The organism is Mesorhizobium sp. B2-3-11 (assembly GCF_006442215.1).
In the GTDB taxonomy this organism is placed as follows: Bacteria; Pseudomonadota; Alphaproteobacteria; order Rhizobiales; family Rhizobiaceae; genus Mesorhizobium; species Mesorhizobium salmacidum.
In genome coordinates this window covers 288423-308154 of sequence record NZ_VFVS01000001.1, presented here as the reverse complement: position 1 = coordinate 308154, position 19732 = coordinate 288423, and the positions used below count along the sequence as shown (strand labels likewise).

Here is a 19732-nt window from a genome sequence, read left to right as displayed (position 1 = left end):
CCCGATGAAAAGCGCGGTGAAGAAAGTCAGCTCTTGTCGTCGTCGCCCTGGGTGATCAGCCGGGCGCTGCGCTGGCCTGTGACGTAGATCCATAGCCAGCTCAGCGAAACCGCAAGCCGGTTGCGGAAACCGATCAGGAAATAGATGTGGGCGATGCCCCAGAGCCACCAGGCGAGCCAGCCGGTCAGCTTGATCCAGCCGAAATCGATCGCGGCCGCGCGCTTGCCGATCGTCGCCAGATCACCGGCATGCTTGTAATGGAAAGGCCGCGGGCTCGTGTCGCCGGCAAGCCTGGCCTTGACAGTCGCGGCAACATGCCGTCCCTCCTGCTTGGCGGAAGGTGCCACGCCGGGCACCGGCCGTCCGTCGGGCCGCAGCACAAGCGCTGCGTCGCCGATGACAAAAATTTCCGGGCTGCCGGGCACACTGAGATCAGGCTCGACCAATACCCTGCCGGCTCGGTCCGCCTTCGCTCCCAGCCATTCGGCGGCGGGCGAAGCGGCGACGCCGGCTGCCCACAGGATCGTGCGTGCCGGCAGAACCGTGTCGCCAAAAACCACGCCTTCGGCATCGCAGCGCGTGACGGCCCGGCCAAGCTCGACCACAACACCAAGCCGTTCGAGCGCCTTCCCGGCATAGTCGGAGAGCGTCGGCGCGAAATTGGCCAGAATGCGGTCGCCGGCCTCGATCAGCACCACGCGCGTCTGGCGCGTATCGATGTTGCGGAATTCGCCGCGCAGCGTGTCATGCGCCAGTTCGGCAATGGTTCCGGCAAGTTCGACGCCGGTCGGCCCGCCGCCGACGATGGCAATGGTCAGCAGCGCCTGGCGCCTGGCGGGGTCGGGTTCCCGCTCCGCTTGCTCGAAGGCCAGAAGAATGCGGCGCCGAATGGTGGTGGCGTCCTCCAATGTCTTCAGGCCCGGTGCGAAAGGCTCCCATTCGTGATGGCCGAAATAGGCGTGGCGCGCGCCGGTGGCGAGCACCAGCGTGTCGTAGGCGACGGTGCTGCCATCGTCGAGCAAAACACGTTTGCCGGCCCGGTCGACTCCCGTGACATTGGCCAGCAGCGTGATCACATCCTTGCGCTTGCGCAGGAGATGGCGGATCGGCCAGGCAACCTCCGAGGTCGCCAGCGCCGTGGTTGCCACCTGATAGAGCAGCGGCTGGAACAGATGATGGTTGCGCTTGTCGATCATGGTGATGCGCACTGGTACACCGGCCAGCGCGCGGGTGAATTCAAGGCCACCGAACCCGGCGCCGACGACGACGACATGGTGTCTGGCATCGCTCATTTCGTTCACCCTTGATGGGCAAGATTGCCTGCCTAGATGTAGGTATTTTTGTGCAATGCAACAATGGCAGGACAGTGCGCGAGACTCGTCGTGCCATGTCGTGAATGCGCATGTTGTATCGTATCGCGAGGTATAGCGTCATCGAAGGCGAGATGAGGTGAGGCATGGCTAAAGATCATGACGAACAGGGTCCGGCACAGTATGCCTCGCCACCCTGCTTCCTGCATGAGCTCGATCCCGCGTTCCAAGCACCGCTCAGCGACTGGACCGACGTCAGGCGCTGGCGCAAGGCCGAGCGTGAGCGTCTGATCGCGGCGCGCCTTGCCGTTTCCGCCGAAGCGCGAACGGCAATGTCGCAACGCATCGCGGAAGGCCTCGAGGCAGTGATCGGTGGCGTAGCAGGCCGGATGGTCAGCCTCTACTGGCCGTTTCGCGGCGAGCCGGATTTGCGGCCATGGATGGCGTCGATCAACGCGCAAGGCGGCCGCACCGCGTTGCCCATCGTTGTCGAAAAGGGTCAGCCGTTGATCTTTCGCGCCTACAAACCGGGCGACCGGCTGGAGAAAGGGGTGTGGAACATCCCGATCCCGGCCGAAGGCGATCCGGTGCTGCCGGACATCGTGATCTCGCCCATTGTCGGCATTGATCCGGCAAGCTATCGGCTGGGCTATGGCGGCGGCTTCTTCGACCGCACGCTGGCCGCCATGTCGTTCAAGCCACTGGTCATCGGCGTCGGCTACGAATTGCAGCGCATCGCCACCATCTATCCGCAGTGGCACGACATCCCCATGGACCGGATCGTGACGGAGGCTGCCACGGCGTAAGTTAGAGCCCGTTTCGAAGCTCGTTCATGTGAGTCATATGGAGGTGTTTCGAGAACCGGAGCGCAGCGGACATTTGGGTCCGTGAGCACCGGAGCGCAGAAAACGCCTTCAGATGGCCATAGGAACGAGGTTTCGGTCGGGCTCTAAGCCATTTCCGGCTTCAACCCCATGGCCGTTCGGTCGACGATTTCGCGCAAGGCGAAGGACGAATTGATCTTCGTTACGTGCGGCATCGCCGACAACCATTCCTTGTGGATGCGCTCGTAGTCGACGAGATCCTTCGCCGCGATCCTCAGGATATAATCGTACTCGCCCGACATCAGGTGGCACGACAGTACGTTCGGACAGCGTTTGATCGCCGCTTCGAAGTCCGACAGCGTCTTCTCGAACTGGCCGGAGAGCGATATGTGGACGATCGCCGTCATCTGGTGGCCAAGGGCTGCATTGGACAGCCGGGCGTGGTAGCCGCGAATAGTTCCGGATTTTTCCAGATTGTCGAGCCGGCGCGAACAGGCCGACTGCGACAGGCCGACCTTTTCGGCAAGGGCCGCGTTCGGCATCCGACCATCCTTCTGCAATGTCTCCAGAATGGCGATATCAATCCTGTCGAGCGGCATTCTTCGTGATTCCTGCGAATATCGGTACATTTTTCGCAACGATTATCGAAGGACGCGCGCTCCTGCAAGCGCATTCGCAAACACCTGCGCGCCGATTCATGGTTCACTGCGTCCATACAGGGAGTGAGCCCAAAAGGGCCCGGATCAGGAGAAGAAAATGCGCGTCGGCTGCCCCAAGGAAATCAAGAACCACGAATACCGTGTCGGCCTCACGCCGGGCTCGGTCCGCGAATATGTCGCCCATGGCCATGAAGTTCTGGTCGAGGCCGGCGCGGGCGCCGGCATCGGCGCCGATGACAATGCCTATCGCGCCGCCGGCGCCACCATCGCCAAGACGGCCGCCGACGTGTTCGCCAAGTCGGACATGATCGTCAAGGTCAAGGAGCCGCAGCCCAATGAGTGGGTACAGCTGCGCGAAGGCCAGATCCTCTACACCTATCTCCACTTGGCCCCGGATCCGGAACAGACCAAGGGCCTGCTCGCTTCGGGCGTCACCGCGATTGCCTATGAAACCGTGACCGACGATCGTGGCGGGCTGCCGCTTCTGGCGCCAATGTCGGAAGTCGCTGGCCGCCTGTCGATCCAGGCCGGCGCCACGGCGCTGCAGAAGGCCAATGGCGGCCGCGGCGTGCTGCTCGGCGGCGTGCCCGGCGTGCTGCCCGGCAAGGTCACCGTGCTCGGCGGTGGCGTTGTTGGCCTCCACGCGGCCCGCATGGCCGCCGGCCTTGGCGCAGATGTCACCATCATCGACCGCTCGATCCCGCGTCTGCGCCAGCTCGACGATCTCTTCGCCGGCCGGGTCCACACCCGTTATTCGACCGTCGAGGCGCTCGAGGAAGAATGCTTCTCGGCCGACATCGTCGTCGGCGCCGTGCTCATCCCGGGCGCTGCCGCGCCGAAGCTTGTCACCCGCGAAATGCTGTCCGGCATGAAAAAGGGCTCGGTACTGGTCGATGTCGCCATCGACCAAGGCGGCTGCTTCGAGACCTCGCACGCGACCACCCATGCCGAACCCACCTACGAAGTCGACGGTGTCATCCACTACTGCGTCGCCAACATGCCTGGTGCGGTGCCGGTCACTTCGGCCCATGCGCTGAATAACGCAACGCTGCACTATGGCCTGCAGCTCGCCGACAAGGGCCTGAAGGCCCTGGTCGACGACCATCACCTGCGCAACGGCCTCAACGTCCACAAGGGCAAGATCACCAACCGCGCGGTCGCCGAAGCGCTCGGCTATGAACTGGTCGAGCCGAAGGCAGTGCTCGCGGCTTAATACACCCGAAAGCTTCCTTCAGTCCCCGCCGGCTCAAACCGGCGGGTTTTTTCTTGAGCGATCGGTGCAGGCAACAAAAAAGCGGAGCCAAAGCCCCGCTTCCTCGATATCGAGATTTGCCGCCGGTTCATCCGCGGTCGGCCAATCGATCGACAACGGCTTTCTAGCGCGTCCATGCGACAGCAGTGCGACAGAAGCTTTCTATCGGCAATCGTTGCATCTCATGCGCGCTCGATACGGCACTGGTAGCAATTGTTGCGCGCCGAGCGGACATGCACATAGGCAATGTCTTCACGCTCGAACAAGGTCTCGGCTCGTGCGGCAATTGCTTGGGTCGGGATGACGCCACCGCTACCGTAGACGATACGATCATCGCTGCCATAGCCGCGCACGATATAGTCCGGGCTATCGAGAATCTCCGGCGGCAGTCCTGCCCCGGCGGCACGCTCGCACTCCTGGGCATGCAGGAAGATCGGCCCTGTTTCAGCGTAGGGCTGAGGGTTCGGAAATGGCCGGTAGGCGAGGATTAGGTAGACATCCCCGGCGGCGATATTCCTAAGGCAATGCCGGCAAGGCATGCCATCACCGTCAGAGATTTTCCGCTCGGGCGTCTGGCCATAGGCATCGGGACCGCCGCGCTGCAGGGCCCTTACATCTTCGGTCGGCAGAGCTGTGAACTGGATGGTCATGGCAAGATCTCCGCTGCTGTCGACCGGAAATTACCCGCTCGCGACAGGGCTTCCCACCCGATTCCCGCCAAGCATCCGGGAACCGATCCGATGTGAGGATAGGTCCCCGTAGACCTTCGATGGGATCCCCGGCATCTCCAGACATAAGCCGGCTAATCAGTGCGACAAATCACTTGATGAAATCGTCGAAGCGGCGGTTCAGATTCCGGCTGGAGTTACGGCCGCATGACGCTGGCCGAGCGCTCGGCGAAAGGTAGGGGATGCACGACCTCTTTCTTCTGAGCGACCGGCTTGAAACCGAGCTTCTGGTAGAGCGGCAGCGCTGCGGGGTGGTCGAGCGTGCAGGTCTGCACCGTCACCCGTTTCGGCCCATACGACCACGCCGCCGCAATCGCCGAGCCAAGGAACCAGCGGCCGATGCCTTGCCCGGTGGCGTGTTCCATCATGCCGAAATAGGCGAGTTCGACTTCCTCGGGCAGATGCGGCTTGAGGTCGAAGAAGCCTGCCGGCGAACCGTCGAGATAGAGCACCCTGATGTCGCGATCCTCGCGGTGGATTCCGGCCGACAGCTCGTCGTCATTCAGCCTTAGAACATTCACCCAGTGCCATTTGCGCCCCACCCGGTCCATCAGGTAGCGGTAGAAATGCAAGGGAATATCCCTGGTCTTCAGCAGTGCGACCTGACGGTTGTAGGGCACCGGTGGCGAGGCGGCCTGTGGGGCATGCATCTCCAGAAAAGTCACCGTGACTTCAATATCCTGCAGCACGCCGTTTTCCATCAATTCATTCCTTGCCGGTCTTCGCTGGGCCGGTCACGACCGGCGTATCGGACAGCCCGCCCCACTCGGTCCATGAGCCGTCATAAAGCCTGTTGTCGGTGTGGCCAAGCGTCTCCAGCGCCAGCGTGACCACCGCAGCGGTGACGCCGGAGCCGCAGGATGTGACCACTGGTTTGGACAGGTCGATACCGGAGTTCTCTATCACCTTGCGCAAACGGTCCTTCGGCAGCAGCCTGCCGTTTTCGGAAAGCGCCGAATAAGGGATGTTGCGTGCGCCCGGCATATGGCCGGAGCGGATGCCAGCGCGGGGCTCGGGCTCGGCACCGGTAAAGCGGCCCGGTCCCCGGGCGTCGGCAATCTGGCTTGCTTTCGTATCGACGATCCGGCGCATGTCGGCCAAACCGACGACGCGACCGGCATCGAAATCAGCATGAAAGACGCTTGGCGCGATCTTGGTCGGCTCGGCTGTTACCGGCCGGTCGGACGCCTTCCAGTTGTCGAAACCGCCGTCCAGAATATAGGTCTGGAAGACGCCCATGATGCGGAACATCCACCATGCCCGGGGCGCCGAGAAGAAACCCGGGCCATCATAAACGACGATGGTGTCATCGGCCGAAACGCCCATTGAGCCGACATACTGGGCGAAATGCTGCGGCGATGCCAGCGTATGCGGCATGGCGGCGTCGGGATCCGAAACGGCATCCTGGTCCAGGAAACGGGCGCCTGGAATATGGGCAGCATCATACTCGGCGCGCGCGTCGCGTTTTTGCGCCGGCAGATACCAGGAGGCATCTATGATCGTTAGGCCCGGCTGGCCCAAGCGCTCCTGCAGCCAGTCGGCGTCGACGGTGAAAGGACTGTCTTCGGCCATTTTCTCTCCTACCGCCTTTTGACGGTGTCTGTCTGTTCAGTTCGCCGGCATGGGGCCGAAGCGGATGCGGAAGCGCCTGTTCTCCCGGCCTTTCTTCTCGATCTTGCCGATGTGGACCTCGCCGATTTCGCCGGTGCTCTTCACATGCGTGCCACCGCAGGGCTGGCTGTCCACCGAGGCGCTTTCGCCGATGCAGACGAGGCGGATATTGCCCGTGCCAACGGGCGGTCGGACATTCTTGGATTTCACCAGGCCGGGATTGGCGGCCAATTCCTCGTCGCTGATCAGCCTGGTGAAGATGGGATGATCAGCCCTCACCAGGTCCATCATGCCGGCAGTCACATCTTCCTTGGTGAAGCTGGCGTCCGGAATGTCGAAATCGACACGGCTGTCGTCCTCGGAAACCGCCGCACCGGTGATCGGGAACGGGCAGACGACTGTCAGCAGGTGGCAGGCAGCGTGCATGCGCATCAGCAGGTGCCGCCGCTCCCAGAAGATTGCCAGCTTCACCCGCTCGCCAACGGCCAGTGCCGTCTGCGCGGGCGCCGGCACGTGGATGATCTCGTCCTTGGTTTCGCCTGTAATCGTGGCGGCGATCTCGATGCGGCTGCCGTCGGCACACTCCAACGTGCCGCTATCACCCGGCTGGCCGCCAGAGGTGGCATAAAAGATCGTCCGGTCGAGGATGATGCCGCCGCGCTCATTGATGGCGACGACCGTGGCGTCAGCCGTCCTGAGATAGGCATCGTCGCGAAACAGCGCTTCTGTCTTGTGCGCCATCACGCGACCTTTTCGAACGGCACCGAGATCTTGCTCTGCAGTTCCATCCAGCCCGGCACAGGAAGCTTCTTGTCGCGCAGGAATTCCGGGTTGAACAGCTTCGACTGATAGCGCGTGCCGTAGTCGCAGAGGATCGTCACGATGGTGTGGCCCGGGCCCAATTCCCTGGCCAGCCGCATCGCGCCGGCAATGTTGATGCCAGTCGAGCCGCCGACGCACAGGCCTTCCTCCTGGATCAGGTCGAAGACGATCGGCAGCGCGTCCTCATCCTTGATCTGGTAGGAGAAGTCAGGCGTGAAGCCTTCGAGATTGGCGGTGATGCGCCCCTGCCCGATGCCTTCGGTGATCGAACTGCCTTCGGACTTTAATTCGCCGCTGGTATAGAAGCTGTAGAGGGCGGCGCCGAGAGGATCGGCGAGCGCAATCTTGACGTTCTTGCTCCTGGCCCTCAAACCGAGCCCGACACCGGCCAGCGTTCCGCCCGAACCCACCGCCGAGACGAAACCGTCGACCTTGCCGCCGGTCTGGGCCCAGATTTCCTCGGCCGTGGTACGGATATGACCATCGCGGTTGGCGACATTGTCGAACTGATTGGCCCAGATGGCGCCGTTCGGCTCAGTTCTCGCCATCTGCTCGGCCAGCCGCCCCGACAGCTTCACATAATTGTTGGGGTTCTTGTAAGGCACGGCGGGCACTTCGATCAGTTCGGCGCCGAGCAACCTGATCGTGTCCTTCTTTTCCTGGCTCTGCGTATCCGGGATGACGATGACCGTGCGATAGCCGAGTGCCTTGGCGACGAGCGTCAACCCGATGCCGGTGTTGCCGGCCGTCCCCTCGACGATGACACCGCCCGGCTTCAACAGGCCACGTTGTTCGGCATCGCGGATGATGAACAGCCCGGCGCGATCCTTGACCGACTGGCCCGGATTCATGAACTCGGCCTTGCCCAGGATCTCGCAGCCGGTCTCTTCGGAAGCTTTATTGAGGCGGATCAGAGGCGTGTTGCCGATCGCGTCGATCACAGAACGGGGCATTCAGGATTCCTTGTGTACGTGCGCCGAAACCCTAGAAACCCAACGCTTCGGTTTCAAGGCAAGAATTCGTCTGGTCCAGTCGCATTTCCGGCGCTGCGGTGCATGGATGTCGCTGGGGACCATTTGCACCTGGCGTCGAGAAGCACCCTTTTCATTCGATTTCTCCACCGCTAGAGCAAGACACTAATAACTCCGCGGGGCGCAAGCATGACACTCTATCGGGCCGATCCGAAACACGGCGTCGCATGGGTCACGGGCGGCAGCAGCGGCATCGGCCGCTCGCTGGCCAGGGATCTGGCGTCACAAGGGTATGCGGTGGCGGTGACAGCGCTGGACGACGATCCGATCGACACGCTCATCGTCGAGACCGCACAGATGCCGGGCAAGGTCGTGTCCTTTCCCTGCGACGTCACCGACGAGCCGCGCATGGCAAAGACGGTGGCGGCGATCGAGAAGGACCTCGGGCCGATCGTGCTCGCCATCTTCAATGCCGGACACTACATCGCGACACCTGGAGAGTCGCTCGTCGTCAAGGACTTCCGCCGCTCCTTCGAGGTCAACTATTTCGGCATCATCAATGGGCTGGTGCCTGTGGTCGAGTATATGCGGGTGCGCGCGCGTGGCCATGTCGTTCTGGTCGGCTCGGTGACCGCCTATTTCGGCTGGCCGACCACGGCGGCCTATGGTGGCACCAAGGCGGCGATCAACATCCTGGCCGAGTCGCTGAAATATGATTTCGACAAGATGAACATCCGCGTCCAGGTGGTAAACCCCGGCTTCGTCGACACGCCACTGACCGAAAAGAACATGCTGCCGATGCCGGGCCTGATGCCGGTTGGCCGTGCGACGCGCCGCATGGTGAAGGGAATCAAGTCCGGCGGCTTCGAAGTCACCTTCCCGTATAGAACGAGCTGGCCGCTGAAAATTCTTGGCATGCTGCCAAGGCCTTTATGCAGATGGGTGATCAACCTGACGACCAGCTGGAAGGCACGGCCGCTGTATTATGAGCGCAAACCGCCCAACAAGTAGATGCCCACAGGATTGGTGGCTTGGCTGCCTGAACGGCCGTTGCCTGTGCATGGCCACCACCATAGCTTGAATGTTGTTGCGTGGAGTCTGCGATGGGGCGACGGATCGTGTTTGCTGTGCTGGGCCTGATCGCCATCCTCGCACTGGCCTCCGTATTGGGTCCACGCGTACCCGTCGACACCACGATCCGTTTCGATCCTTCCGTCATCGGTGACGACCCACAAGCCTATGTGGCAAAGGTTGAAGCCGCCATGCCCGGTATTCGCGACGGGCTGGAGAAGGAGATCGTCTGGGCGAACCCGATGGTGCACGCCAAGACGCCGCTGTCGATCGTCTACGTCCATGGCTTTTCCGCATCGAAGGGCGAGGTCCGGCCCTTGCCCGACGACGTTGCCGACCAGCTCGACGCCAACCTGTTCTACACCCGCCTCACCGGTCACGGCCAGGACGGCGCGGCGATGACGCAAGGCAGTGTCAATGCCTGGATCAACGACTATGAGGAGGCGCTCGCCATCGGCCGGGCGATCGGCGACAAGGTGATCGTCATCTCAACGTCGACCGGCGGCTCGCTGGCGGCCTGGGCGGCGACGCAGGCCGGTGCATCCGAGGGCGTGGCGGCCATTGCATTCATCTCGCCTAATTTCGGCGTGAAGGCATCCGGCGCCGAGGTCCTGACCATGCCATGGGGAAAGCAGATCGCCGAACTCGTCGCCGGCAGGGAACGCAACTTCGCGCCGCGCAACGCGCTGCATGAGAAATTCTGGACCACCAGATATCCGATCGCAGCGACAATGCCGATGCAGGCCCTGACGGAGCTAGCCTATGGCGCGCCCGTGGAGAAGGCGACCATCCCGGCTTTGTTCATCTTCTCGGATTTGGACAGAGTGGTGCGGGCCGACCGTACCCGCGAAATCGCCGCGCGCTGGGGTGGCCCGCATGAGCTGGTCCCCATCGAAAGCAGTGGCGATCCCGACAATCATGTCATCGCCGGCGACGCGCTGTCGCCATCCACCACGGCTTTCCTGGCGCAACGGATTGCTGTCTGGGTCGAGGCGGTGGCGAAGTAAGGTTCGGAGACGAAAAGGGCTGATGAAGCATTGCTTCATCAGCCCCTTTCTTTGTTGGTCAGTCACCAGCCAACCACCAAGGGTTGGCCAACTGCATAAGGCGTATTAAGCAGCTCGCGCCGCCGGACGCTTGCCGCCGAAGCGGCGCTTGTTGTTCCCCTTGAAGGGCTTGGCGCCTTCGGGCTTGCGTTCGCCGGCAAAGGCTGGCTTGTCGCCGAAACGCTTGTTGCCGAAGCCGTTGTTCTGCTTCTTCTCGCCGCCCGGTCGCCGGCCGTCGCGACGCCCATTGCGGTCGCTGCGATCATTGGCGGGTTCGAAGCGCTCGTTCTTTTCCGCCGGATTGCGTGCCGGATCGGGGCTGCCGAGATGGTCGGCAACAACAGGCAGCTTGGTGCGGATGATCCGCTCGACCTGGCGCAGCTTGCTGTTCTCCGAAGGATCGCAAAGCGTGATCGCGATGCCATCCATCCCGTTGCGACCGGTGCGGCCGATGCGGTGGACGTAGCTTTCAGCCTCGTCCGGCAGGTCGAAATTCACGACATGGCTGATGCCGGGCACGTCGATGCCGCGCGCGGCGATGTCGGTCGCGACCAGGATGCGCACCGAACCGTCGCGGAAATCATTCAGCGCCTTCTGACGGGCATTCTGCGACTTGTTGCCGTGGATAACGGCGGCCTTGAAGCCGTCGCGCTCGAGGTCCTTGGTCACCCGGTCCGCACCATGTTTGGTACGCGAAAAGATGATGACGGACTTCATCGCCTCATCGGCGAGCATCGTCGACAACACCTGGCGCTTCTGCTTGGTGCGGGCGAAGACGACGCCCTGGACGATTTCGGCGGCCGCAGTGCTTTGCGGCGAGACTTCGACACGGACAGGGTTCTTCAGGAGGCCCTTGGCGAGTTCAGCGATCTCGTCCGGCATGGTGGCCGAGAAGAGCGCCGTCTGGCGATCGGGCGCGGTCGCCTTGGCAATGCGCTTGACGTCGTTGATGAAGCCCATGTCGAGCATGCGATCGCCCTCGTCCAGCACCAGCCATTTGGTGTCGGAGAGGATGAGGTCGCCCTCGCGCACGAGGTCGGTCAAGCGACCGGGCGTGGCGATGAGGATATCGACGCCGGGAGCAACCTTCTTCACCTGGCTGAAGCGCGAGACGCCGCCCAGCACGAGTGCCGTCGAGACATGCGCGCCTTTGGCGAGGATCTTGATGGTGTCCTCGATCTGCACCGCAAGTTCGCGGGTCGGCGCCAGGATCAGCGCGCGGGTCGTCTTGGCGCGCCGCTTGGTGCCGAGCGCGATGATCTTCGATAGGATCGGCAGCGCAAAGGCCGCGGTTTTGCCGGAGCCGGTCTGCGCAATGCCGAAAATGTCACGGCCTTCCAGCTGCGGCGGGATGGCCTGCATCTGGATCGGCTTCGGTTCGGCGAATCCGGCATTGTGGGTGGCCTTGAGCAGCGCACCCGTAATTCCCAGCGCCGCGAAACCGGAGAGTTCCGCGGTGTCGTTGCCGGGCAAAGTGTTTTCGTTGGTCAAAATAATCTTCTTTCACGCGGCCTCTGGCCGCAAACGTCAATCGCGGCAGGGCGCAACCTGCCGTCGAAAATTTGATATGGAACGACAAGGCGGGCGGACACGTGCGTCCACTCGGCTGCGCTGTCGTGCCCGCAGGCATCATGCCACGGGGCTTTTTCGCCACTTTGTGATGTACCGGAAAGAGGGGCCGATATACCGGAAAGAGGGAAAACAGACGCAACCAGTCTCATTTGTCGAGAAGGCCGGAATCTCCCGGCCCAAGCGCCTATGGGTTGCATATGGCTGAGTTCGCCCCGGAATGCAAGAGGCGCGATGTTGCGGTGCAGCAAAAACCAACCAAAAGCCGACGCTTGCGCTCCCCGACGGGCATCATTACCACAAACGCAGCTTCCGTTTTCTGGGGACCGAGCGATGAAAGACGTGCTGAAGGAACTCGAGCGGCGGCGTGACATCGCCCGCATGGGTGGCGGCCAGGCCCGCATCGACGCCCAGCACAAGAAGGGCAAGCTCACAGCGCGCGAACGCATCGAGGTGTTCCTCGATGAGGGTTCTTTCGAGGAGTTCGACATGTATGTCGAGCACCGCTCGACCGACTTCGGCATGGAGAAGACCAAGATCGCAGGCGATGGCGTCGTCACCGGCTGGGGCACGGTCAACGGCCGGCCGGTCTATCTCTTCGCCAAGGATTTCACGGTGTTCGGGGGCTCGCTGTCGGAAGCCCATGCCGAAAAGGTCATCAAGGTGCAGGAGATGGCGCTGCGCAATCGCGCGCCGATCATCGGCCTCTACGATGCCGGGGGCGCGCGCATCCAGGAAGGCGTCGCCGCACTCGGCGGGTATGCCGAGATCTTCCAGCGCAATGTGCTCGCTTCGGGTGTCATTCCGCAGATCTCCGTCATCATGGGCCCTTGTGCCGGCGGTGACGTCTATTCGCCCGCGATGACCGATTTCATCTTCATGGTGCGCGATACCTCTTACATGTTCGTCACAGGGCCGGATGTGGTGAAGACCGTGACCAACGAGACGGTGACCGCCGAGAGCCTCGGCGGCGCTTCCGTCCACACAACGAAATCCTCGATCGCCGACGGCGCCTATGACAATGACGTCGAAGCACTCTTGCAGATGCGCCGGCTGGTCGACCTGTTGCCAGCTTCCAATACGTCGGAGCTCCCCGAGATCGAATGCTACCAGTCGGTCACCGACCATGACATGTCGCTCGACCGGCTGATCCCCGACAATGCCAACAAGCCCTACGACATCAAGGAGCTGATCCTGAAGGTCGCCGATGAGGGTGATTTCTTCGAGATCCAGCAGAGTTTTGCGAAGAACATCGTCACCGGTTTCGGCCGGGTAGAGGGCCGCACGGTCGGCTTTGTCGCCAACCAGCCAATGGTTCTGGCGGGCGTGCTCGATTCCGACGCCAGCCGCAAGGCGGCGCGCTTCGTGCGTTTCTGCGACTGCTTTTCAATCCCGATAGTCACCTTCGTCGATGTTCCCGGTTTTCTGCCCGGCACGGCGCAGGAGTATGGCGGTCTGATCAAGCATGGCGCCAAGCTGCTTTTCGCCTATGCCGAGGCAACCGTGCCGAAGATCACCGTCATCACCCGCAAAGCCTATGGCGGCGCCTACGACGTCATGGCGTCGAAGCATCTGCGCGGCGACATGAACTATGCCTGGCCGACGGCGCAGATCGCCGTTATGGGGGCGAGAGGCGCGGTCGAGATCATCTACCGCAAGGACATCGGCGATGCCGAAAAAATCGCTGCCCGTACAAAGGCTTACGAGGACCGCTTCCTGTCGCCGTTCGTAGCCGCCGAGCGCGGCTATGTCGACGAGGTGATCATGCCGCACTCGACCCGCCGCCGTATCGCCCGGGCGCTTCGCATGCTGCGCAACAAGGATATGCAGAACCCCTGGAAGAAGCACGACAACATTCCGCTGTGAGCTGGTGTCGCGGGCATCGCGGTTGATCAGCGCCCGCCTCCGGCAGCAACCAGTTCGCGCAGCACCGGCATCATCGCCTGCTGCAAATCCTCGGCGACCAGCCCCGGCCCGAACCGACTGCCGGTCTCGGCGTGAATCCAGACCGCCGCGCAGGCCGCTTCGAAGGCCGGCATGCCTTGGGCAAGCAGTCCGGCCGTGATGCCGGACAACACATCGCCCGACCCAGCGTGGGCAAGCCAGGCCGCGCCATTGGAATTGATCGCTGCCCTGCCGTCCGGAGCGGCGATCACCGTATCGGCGCCCTTGTAGACGATGACGGCATTGGCGCGCGCTGCCCCCGCGCGTGCCTTGTCAAGCTTCGATGAGGCATTGTCATCGGCGATGCCAGGTAACAGCCTGGCGAACTCCCCTTCATGCGGTGTCATCACCAGCGCGGGCGCGTTCGGCCCGCGGGCGGCTTCGAACAAGACATCTGGCGCCTCACGAAACGAAGTGATCGCGTCGGCGTCGAAGACCAGGCCGGCAATTCCAGTGGACGCGGCCGCTGGCTTGCCCAACGCGAGTAGCGCAAGCGCGAACGCCTGGGTTTTTTCACCGACGCCAAAGCCAGGCCCGAGAACAAAGGCCGATGGCCGGCGCTCCTCGACAAATGCCTCAATGTCGGCAGCGTCGTCGGCCCTGCGCAGCATGATCGAGGTCAGGTGCGCGGCATTGACCTGCATGGCGTTGCCCGGCGACAGGACCGTCACCGCCCCTGCCCCGCTTCGGGCAGCGCCAAATGCAGAGAGCCGCGCCGCGCCGGTGGCATTGGGGCCACCGGAAAAGACACCGACATGGCCGCGCTTGTATTTGTGCGCGTCGACGGCCGGCACCGGCAAATAGCGCAACCAAAGCGCTGGTCCATTCTCGAACGTCCGGGGCTGGAGCCTTGCAATGATCTCCAGCCCAATGCCGATATCGGCAAGCACGATCTCGCCGCATCGCTCCCGGCCGGGCAGGAGCAGATGGCCGGGCTTCTTGCGCGCAAAGGTCACTGTGAGCTCGGCCGAAAACGACCTGCCGAGCACCTTGCCGCTGTCGCCGGCAATGCCGGAAGGAAGGTCGACCGCGACAACCGGCAAATGCAGGTCGGTGACCAGATCGACCGCCCTGGCGGCCTCACCCGACAGCCGCTTGGACAGCCCTGCCCCGTAAAGCGCATCGACGACGATCGAGCCGGGTCCGGCATCAAAGTCCGATAGCGGCCGGGGCTTGATTGGGCATTCGGCGGCGGCGAGTGCCGCATCGCTATGCGGCTTCGGCGGGGCAGACGCCCAGACCGTGGTGGCGACGCCGCTGCCGGCGAGGATCCGGGCAACGACATAACCGTCGCCACCATTGTTGCCCGGGCCGCACAACACATGGACGCGCGCCGCCGCTGGATAGCGCCTGAGCACTTCGGCCGCGACGGCTTGCCCTGCACGTCGCATCAATCCAATGCCGTCGGTTGGACCTGCTGCAATTGTCAGCCGATCCGCCTCGTCCATCTCGGCGGAAGTAAGAAGTTCGTGGCTCATGGATTGCCGATCCGCATTCGATCAAGCATTGTCCAGTTTTCGGCTCGATGCAAACGGGGAGGAGCTGGCGCTGTCATGACCATGTCGATCGGCGCAAGGATCGCAGGCACCAAGCTGCGCACCAGATGAGCAATTTGCCCAGATATTGGGCAGACATGCACAGGAGTGCCGGATAGGCTACAGCCATTCATACCGCTTCCAATGCAGCGCATGACGCGAATTTGCATCTGGGGGTGACATGGCTTTGAAATCGTATGACACCGCTTCTGTTCCCTCCGACTGGCACAGTTCGTGCTTGATTGAGGCGCAAGCGGGGGCTCACAACCCGTTTTTTTGGCAGTGGAGGCCACTTTTTACATGAAAAAGATCGAAGCGATCATCAAGCCATTCAAGCTGGACGAAGTGAAGGAAGCGCTTCAGGAGGCCGGACTGCAAGGCATCACCGTGACCGAGGCCAAGGGGTTCGGGCGCCAGAAGGGTCACACCGAACTCTACCGCGGCGCCGAATATGTCGTCGACTTCCTGCCCAAGGTGAAGATCGAGGTCGTGCTCGGCGACGATGCCGTGGAAGGCGCGATCGAGGCCATCCGCAAGGCGGCCCAGACCGGCCGCATCGGCGACGGCAAGATATTCGTCTCCAACATCGAGGAAGTCGTGCGCATCCGCACCGGCGAAACCGGAATGGACGCGGTTTGATCCGAGCCGGCCATCCTCTAAGACCGGCCATCCTCTAAGAAACGTCATCCATCAAAAAACGTCAGCACACAGGGATACATGACATGACGACAGCCAAAGACATCATGAAGCAGATCAAGGACAACGACGTGAAATTCGTCGACCTGCGCTTCACCGACCCGAAGGGCAAGCTGCAGCACGTGACGATGGATGTTGTCGAGGTCGAGGAAGACATGTTTGCCGACGGCGTCATGTTCGACGGCTCCTCGATCGCCGGCTGGAAGGCCATCAATGAGTCCGATATGGTACTGATGCCCGATCCGGACACGGTCCACATGGATCCGTTCTTCGCGCAGTCGACCATGGTCATCCTGTGCGACATCCTCGATCCGGTCTCGGGCGAATCCTACAACCGCGATCCGCGCGGCACGGCCAAGAAGGCCGAGGCCTACATGAAGTCGGAAGGCATCGGCGACACCATCTATGTCGGCCCGGAAGCCGAGTTCTTCGTGTTCGACGACGTCAAGTACAAAGCGGATCCCTACAACACCGGCTTCAAGCTGGATTCGACCGAACTGCCGTCGAACGACGACACCGATTACGAGACCGGCAATCTCGGTCACCGCCCGCGCATCAAGGGCGGCTATTTCCCGGTGCCGCCGATCGATTCGGCACAGGACATGCGCTCCGAAATGCTGACGGTGCTCGCCGAAATGGGCGTGCGCGTCGAAAAGCATCACCACGAGGTGGCCGCCGCCCAGCACGAACTCGGCATCAAGTTCGACACGCTAGTCCGCAACGCCGACAAGATGCTGATCTACAAGTACGTCGTGCACCAGGTCGCCAATGCCTATGGCAAGACGGCGACCTTCATGCCGAAGCCGATCTTCGGCGACAACGGCTCGGGCATGCACGTCCACCAGTCGATCTGGAAGGGCGGCAAGCCAACTTTCGCCGGCAATGAGTATGCCGGTCTGTCGGAGAGCTGCCTGTTCTACATCGGCGGCATCATCAAGCATGCCAAGGCGATCAATGCCTTCACCAACCCGCTGACCAACTCCTACAAGCGTCTGGTGCCGGGCTACGAGGCGCCGGTGCTGCTCGCCTATTCGGCGCGCAACCGTTCGGCGTCCTGCCGCATCCCATTCGGCAGTTCACCGAAAGCGAAGCGCGTCGAAGTCCGCTTCCCGGATCCGGGCGCGAACCCCTATCTCGCTTTCGCCGCCATGCTGATGGCCGGCCTCGACGGCATCAAGAACAAGATCCACCCGGGACAGCCGATGGACAAGGATCTCTACGACCTGCCGCCGAAGGAGCTGAAGAAGATCCCGACCGTCTGCGGTTCGCTGCGCGAAGCGCTCCAGAGCCTCGACAAGGATCGCGGCTTCCTGAAGGCCGGCGGTGTCTTCGACGACGACCAGATCGACAGCTATATCGAGCTCAAGATGGCCGAAGTGATGCGCTTCGAAATGACCCCACATCCGGTCGAATACGACATGTACTATTCGGTCTAAGATTCCGTTCGGATAGTGTTTCGAAGCTCTTGAAGGATTTCCCCCTTCAAGGGCTTTTTGCTGATCCAAGGAGGACGCATCTCAGCTGGGGCAGCCGGCCCTCTTGGCCGCCGCAGAAGACCTCCGATTGGGTGGCAAAAAACCCGTTCGAGCAAGTTGGCGGATGGCCTTTCGGGACGCAATCGAACGCCAGGAGCGAGCGGCGCACTGCCTCAGGCTGCAATGCCCGCTCGTCCGGCGCCCCGCCAATGCCGTCGTTCACGAAACCCCCGCCCCGTTCGAACAGCATCGCTTTGGCGTAACCCCCAAGGCGACGAATACGCATGCCGCGGCGTTACCTGTCAACGCCGCCTGCCGGAGGCACAAATCGCCGATTTCAATGCATGAACAGTGGCTTATATAAAGGATCGGTGTGTACGGACGAGCTGAAACAGGCTGTTTTCCGGGCTTTTTCAATGAAACTCGGAAATGCAAGAGACGAGTGGCGGCAAGGGGCGTCAACCAAAGCCTCTCGTTCGGCTGAAATTGCCCGTCCCTTTTCAACCTGACTTTTTTTGGGGGAATTCGCCGTTCCGGCAAAAAAGGCCCGGGCGTTTCCGCCGGGCCTTTTCCACAATGAACATCCGCGTGCGGCGCGGAGCTGACCACGCCGCAAAGAGAATCAGGCAGCGGCCGAAACCTCTGCGCTCGCCGGCACCGAAGCGATCGTCTTCAGGATCTGCGAGGCGATCTGGTAGGGGTCGCCCTGAGAATTCGGACGGCGGTCTTCCAGATAGCCCTTGTAGTCGTTCTTGACGAACGAATGCGGGACGCGGATCGAGGCGCCGCGATCGGCGATGCCATAGCTGAACCTGTTCCACGGCGCTGTCTCGTGCTTGCCGGTCAAACGTTTGTCGTTGTCCGGGCCGTAGACGGCGATGTGGTCCATCAGGTTCTTGTCGAAGGCCGCCATCAGCGCTTCGAAATAGGCCTTGCCGCCGACTTCACGCATATAGGACGTCGAGAAATTGGCATGCATGCCCGAGCCGTTCCAGTCGGTGTCGCCGAGCGGCTTGCAGTGGTATTCGATGTCGATGCCGTACTTCTCGGTCAGGCGCTGCATCAGATAGCGGGCCATCCACATCTGGTCGGCGGCCTTCTTGGACCCCTTGCCGAAAATCTGGAATTCCCACTGGCCCTTGGCCACTTCGGCATTGATGCCTTCGTGGTTGATGCCGGCCGCGAGGCAGAGATCAAGATGTTCCTCGACGATCTGGCGCGCAACGGAGCCGACATTCGAATAACCGACGCCGGTATAGTACGGGCCCTGCGGCGCGGGATAGCCGCTTTCGGGGAAGCCGAGCGGACGGCCATCCTTGTAGAAGAAATACTCCTGCTCGAAGCCGAACCAGGCGCCTTCGTCGTCGAGGATGGTGGCGCGCTTGTTGGATGCATGCGGCGTAACGCCGTCGGGCATCATGACTTCGCACATGACGAGCACGCCGTTGGTGCGGGCCGGATCGGGATAGACGGCGACCGGCTTCAGCACGCAATCGGAGCTATGCCCCTCGGCCTGCTGCGTCGAGGACCCGTCGAAACCCCACAGCGGCAGCTGATCGAGCGTCGGGAACTCGGCGAATTCCTTGATCTGCGTCTTGCCGCGAAGATTGGGGACCGGGGTGTATCCATCGAGCCAGATATACTCGAGCTTGTATTTGGTCATTCTAGAGCCTCTCGTTGCTTGGACACCGCAAGCAGGCGATGTCGATGCATGGCCGAAACAGGCCGGCCTGCCGATGATTAAAAAGCAATTCGTATGCCACTCGGCCTCGGACGGGTGCGGCAAAATGGTCATGCCAAGGCTTTGATTTTGCTGAGCCGTCTCAGCAATGCGTCGAGATCGTCCAAACGGCAATACTGCTTAAATCATAGGCAAATCATGATCTTTTCATGAGCATATTGCCTAAATGAATCGCAGAACCTATTTTAATGAGAACTGAATCGGCAAGCTTCTGAAAAAGCAGGGAGACCGGCAATGCAAGTCACGCAATCGCGTCCGTCGGCGAAAATCCTGATGTTCCCGCTGGCAGCGCGCAAATCTGCCTTAAATTTAGGCGCCAAGGCCAAATTCGCGGCAGAGCTTGCCGCGCTTCGCGGCGAGCACGCCGATTCCGATGGCTGGTATCACGAGGCCGCCGTCGAGGAAGAGAACCCGCAACGGAAGAGCTGAAGCCCTCCACGTCGATCTCACATGAAAAAGCCCGGCGCGATCGCTCGCG

Annotated in this window: 18 protein-coding genes; 8 read left to right on the top strand and 10 right to left on the bottom strand. The window is 61.9% G+C overall.

All coding sequences use genetic code 11. The features are described from left to right. Positions 1–26: 26 nt before the first annotated feature. The gene (locus tag FJ960_RS01580; RefSeq protein WP_140711515.1) at positions 27–1292 is read right to left on the bottom strand and encodes an NAD(P)/FAD-dependent oxidoreductase; all 1266 of its coding nucleotides are present in this window, start codon (positions 1290–1292) and stop codon (positions 27–29) included. Between the two features lie 164 nt (positions 1293–1456). Here FJ960_RS01580 and FJ960_RS01575 point away from each other — a divergent pair, with 164 nt between their 5' ends. Next, positions 1457–2116, top strand: a complete 660-nt coding sequence (locus FJ960_RS01575; protein WP_140505244.1) for a 5-formyltetrahydrofolate cyclo-ligase — start codon at positions 1457–1459, stop codon at positions 2114–2116. A 143-nt stretch (positions 2117–2259) separates the two neighbouring features. Here the strand turns inward: FJ960_RS01575 and FJ960_RS01570 are convergent, their stop codons facing one another. Beyond that, positions 2260–2733, bottom strand: coding sequence for an Lrp/AsnC family transcriptional regulator (locus tag FJ960_RS01570; RefSeq protein WP_015317948.1), 474 nt, complete (start codon positions 2731–2733; stop codon positions 2260–2262). Positions 2734–2890: 157 nt separating this feature from the next. On the opposite strand from FJ960_RS01570, the gene ald reads away from it, so the two are divergent. Beyond that, a complete protein-coding gene (gene ald / locus FJ960_RS01565) occupies positions 2891–4006 on the top strand; it encodes an alanine dehydrogenase (protein WP_019858003.1) in 1116 nt (371 codons plus the stop codon). 221 nt (positions 4007–4227) lie between these two features. Here ald and FJ960_RS01560 read toward each other — a convergent pair whose 3' ends face one another. The 5 genes from FJ960_RS01560 to FJ960_RS01540 form a co-directional block, all read right to left on the bottom strand. Further along, entirely contained in the window at positions 4228–4695 is a 468-nt protein-coding gene (locus tag FJ960_RS01560) for a DUF1203 domain-containing protein (protein ID WP_027145602.1), read from the bottom strand. Between the two features lie 215 nt (positions 4696–4910). Next, complete coding sequence (locus FJ960_RS01555) at positions 4911–5474, bottom strand: GNAT family N-acetyltransferase (RefSeq protein ID WP_027145601.1); 564 nt, start codon at positions 5472–5474, stop codon at positions 4911–4913. A 4-nt stretch (positions 5475–5478) separates the two neighbouring features. After that, positions 5479–6345 (bottom strand): 3-mercaptopyruvate sulfurtransferase, encoded by an 867-nt coding sequence (gene sseA / locus FJ960_RS01550; RefSeq protein WP_140505242.1) that lies wholly within the window; start codon positions 6343–6345, stop codon positions 5479–5481. Between the two features lie 36 nt (positions 6346–6381). Further along, the gene (locus tag FJ960_RS01545; RefSeq protein ID WP_140505240.1) at positions 6382–7125 is read right to left on the bottom strand and encodes an alanyl-tRNA editing protein; all 744 of its coding nucleotides are present in this window, start codon (positions 7123–7125) and stop codon (positions 6382–6384) included. Continuing rightward, positions 7125–8159, bottom strand: coding sequence for a cysteine synthase A (locus FJ960_RS01540; protein ID WP_140505239.1), 1035 nt, complete (start codon positions 8157–8159; stop codon positions 7125–7127). The genes FJ960_RS01545 and FJ960_RS01540 overlap by 1 nt, the downstream gene beginning before the upstream one ends. A 207-nt stretch (positions 8160–8366) precedes the next feature. Between FJ960_RS01540 and FJ960_RS01535 the strand changes: the two genes are divergently transcribed. Continuing rightward, positions 8367–9188, top strand: a complete 822-nt coding sequence (locus FJ960_RS01535; RefSeq protein WP_140711514.1) for an SDR family oxidoreductase — start codon at positions 8367–8369, stop codon at positions 9186–9188. Between the two features lie 92 nt (positions 9189–9280). Further along, a complete protein-coding gene (locus FJ960_RS01530) occupies positions 9281–10255 on the top strand; it encodes an alpha/beta fold hydrolase (protein ID WP_140505236.1) in 975 nt (324 codons plus the stop codon). A gap of 105 nt (positions 10256–10360) precedes the next feature. On the opposite strand, the gene FJ960_RS01525 is transcribed toward FJ960_RS01530, so the two are convergent. Continuing rightward, positions 10361–11785 carry a DEAD/DEAH box helicase gene (locus FJ960_RS01525; protein WP_140505234.1) on the bottom strand — a complete coding sequence of 475 codons (1425 nt, stop codon included), beginning with the start codon at positions 11783–11785 and terminating at the stop codon, positions 10361–10363. Positions 11786–12196: 411 nt separating this feature from the next. Between FJ960_RS01525 and FJ960_RS01520 the strand changes: the two genes are divergently transcribed. After that, the gene (locus FJ960_RS01520) at positions 12197–13729 is read left to right on the top strand and encodes an acyl-CoA carboxylase subunit beta (RefSeq protein WP_140711513.1); all 1533 of its coding nucleotides are present in this window, start codon (positions 12197–12199) and stop codon (positions 13727–13729) included. Positions 13730–13755: 26 nt separating this feature from the next. Here the strand turns inward: FJ960_RS01520 and FJ960_RS01515 are convergent, their stop codons facing one another. Further along, positions 13756–15285 (bottom strand): NAD(P)H-hydrate dehydratase, encoded by a 1530-nt coding sequence (locus tag FJ960_RS01515; protein WP_140711512.1) that lies wholly within the window; start codon positions 15283–15285, stop codon positions 13756–13758. A 357-nt stretch (positions 15286–15642) separates the two neighbouring features. Here FJ960_RS01515 and FJ960_RS01510 point away from each other — a divergent pair, with 357 nt between their 5' ends. Then, positions 15643–15981, top strand: coding sequence for a P-II family nitrogen regulator (locus tag FJ960_RS01510; RefSeq protein WP_006205430.1), 339 nt, complete (start codon positions 15643–15645; stop codon positions 15979–15981). Positions 15982–16064: 83 nt separating this feature from the next. Further along, on the top strand, positions 16065–17474 hold the full coding sequence (gene glnA, locus FJ960_RS01505; protein ID WP_015317961.1) for a type I glutamate--ammonia ligase: 1410 nt from the start codon (positions 16065–16067) through the stop codon (positions 17472–17474). A 661-nt stretch (positions 17475–18135) separates the two neighbouring features. Here glnA and FJ960_RS01500 read toward each other — a convergent pair. After that, positions 18136–19176 carry a glutamine synthetase beta-grasp domain-containing protein gene (locus tag FJ960_RS01500; RefSeq protein ID WP_140505231.1) on the bottom strand — a complete coding sequence of 347 codons (1041 nt, stop codon included), beginning with the start codon at positions 19174–19176 and terminating at the stop codon, positions 18136–18138. Between the two features lie 312 nt (positions 19177–19488). Here FJ960_RS01500 and FJ960_RS01495 point away from each other — a divergent pair, with 312 nt between their 5' ends. Beyond that, positions 19489–19683 (top strand): DUF2735 domain-containing protein, encoded by a 195-nt coding sequence (locus tag FJ960_RS01495; protein ID WP_140505229.1) that lies wholly within the window; start codon positions 19489–19491, stop codon positions 19681–19683. Positions 19684–19732 lie beyond the last annotated feature (49 nt).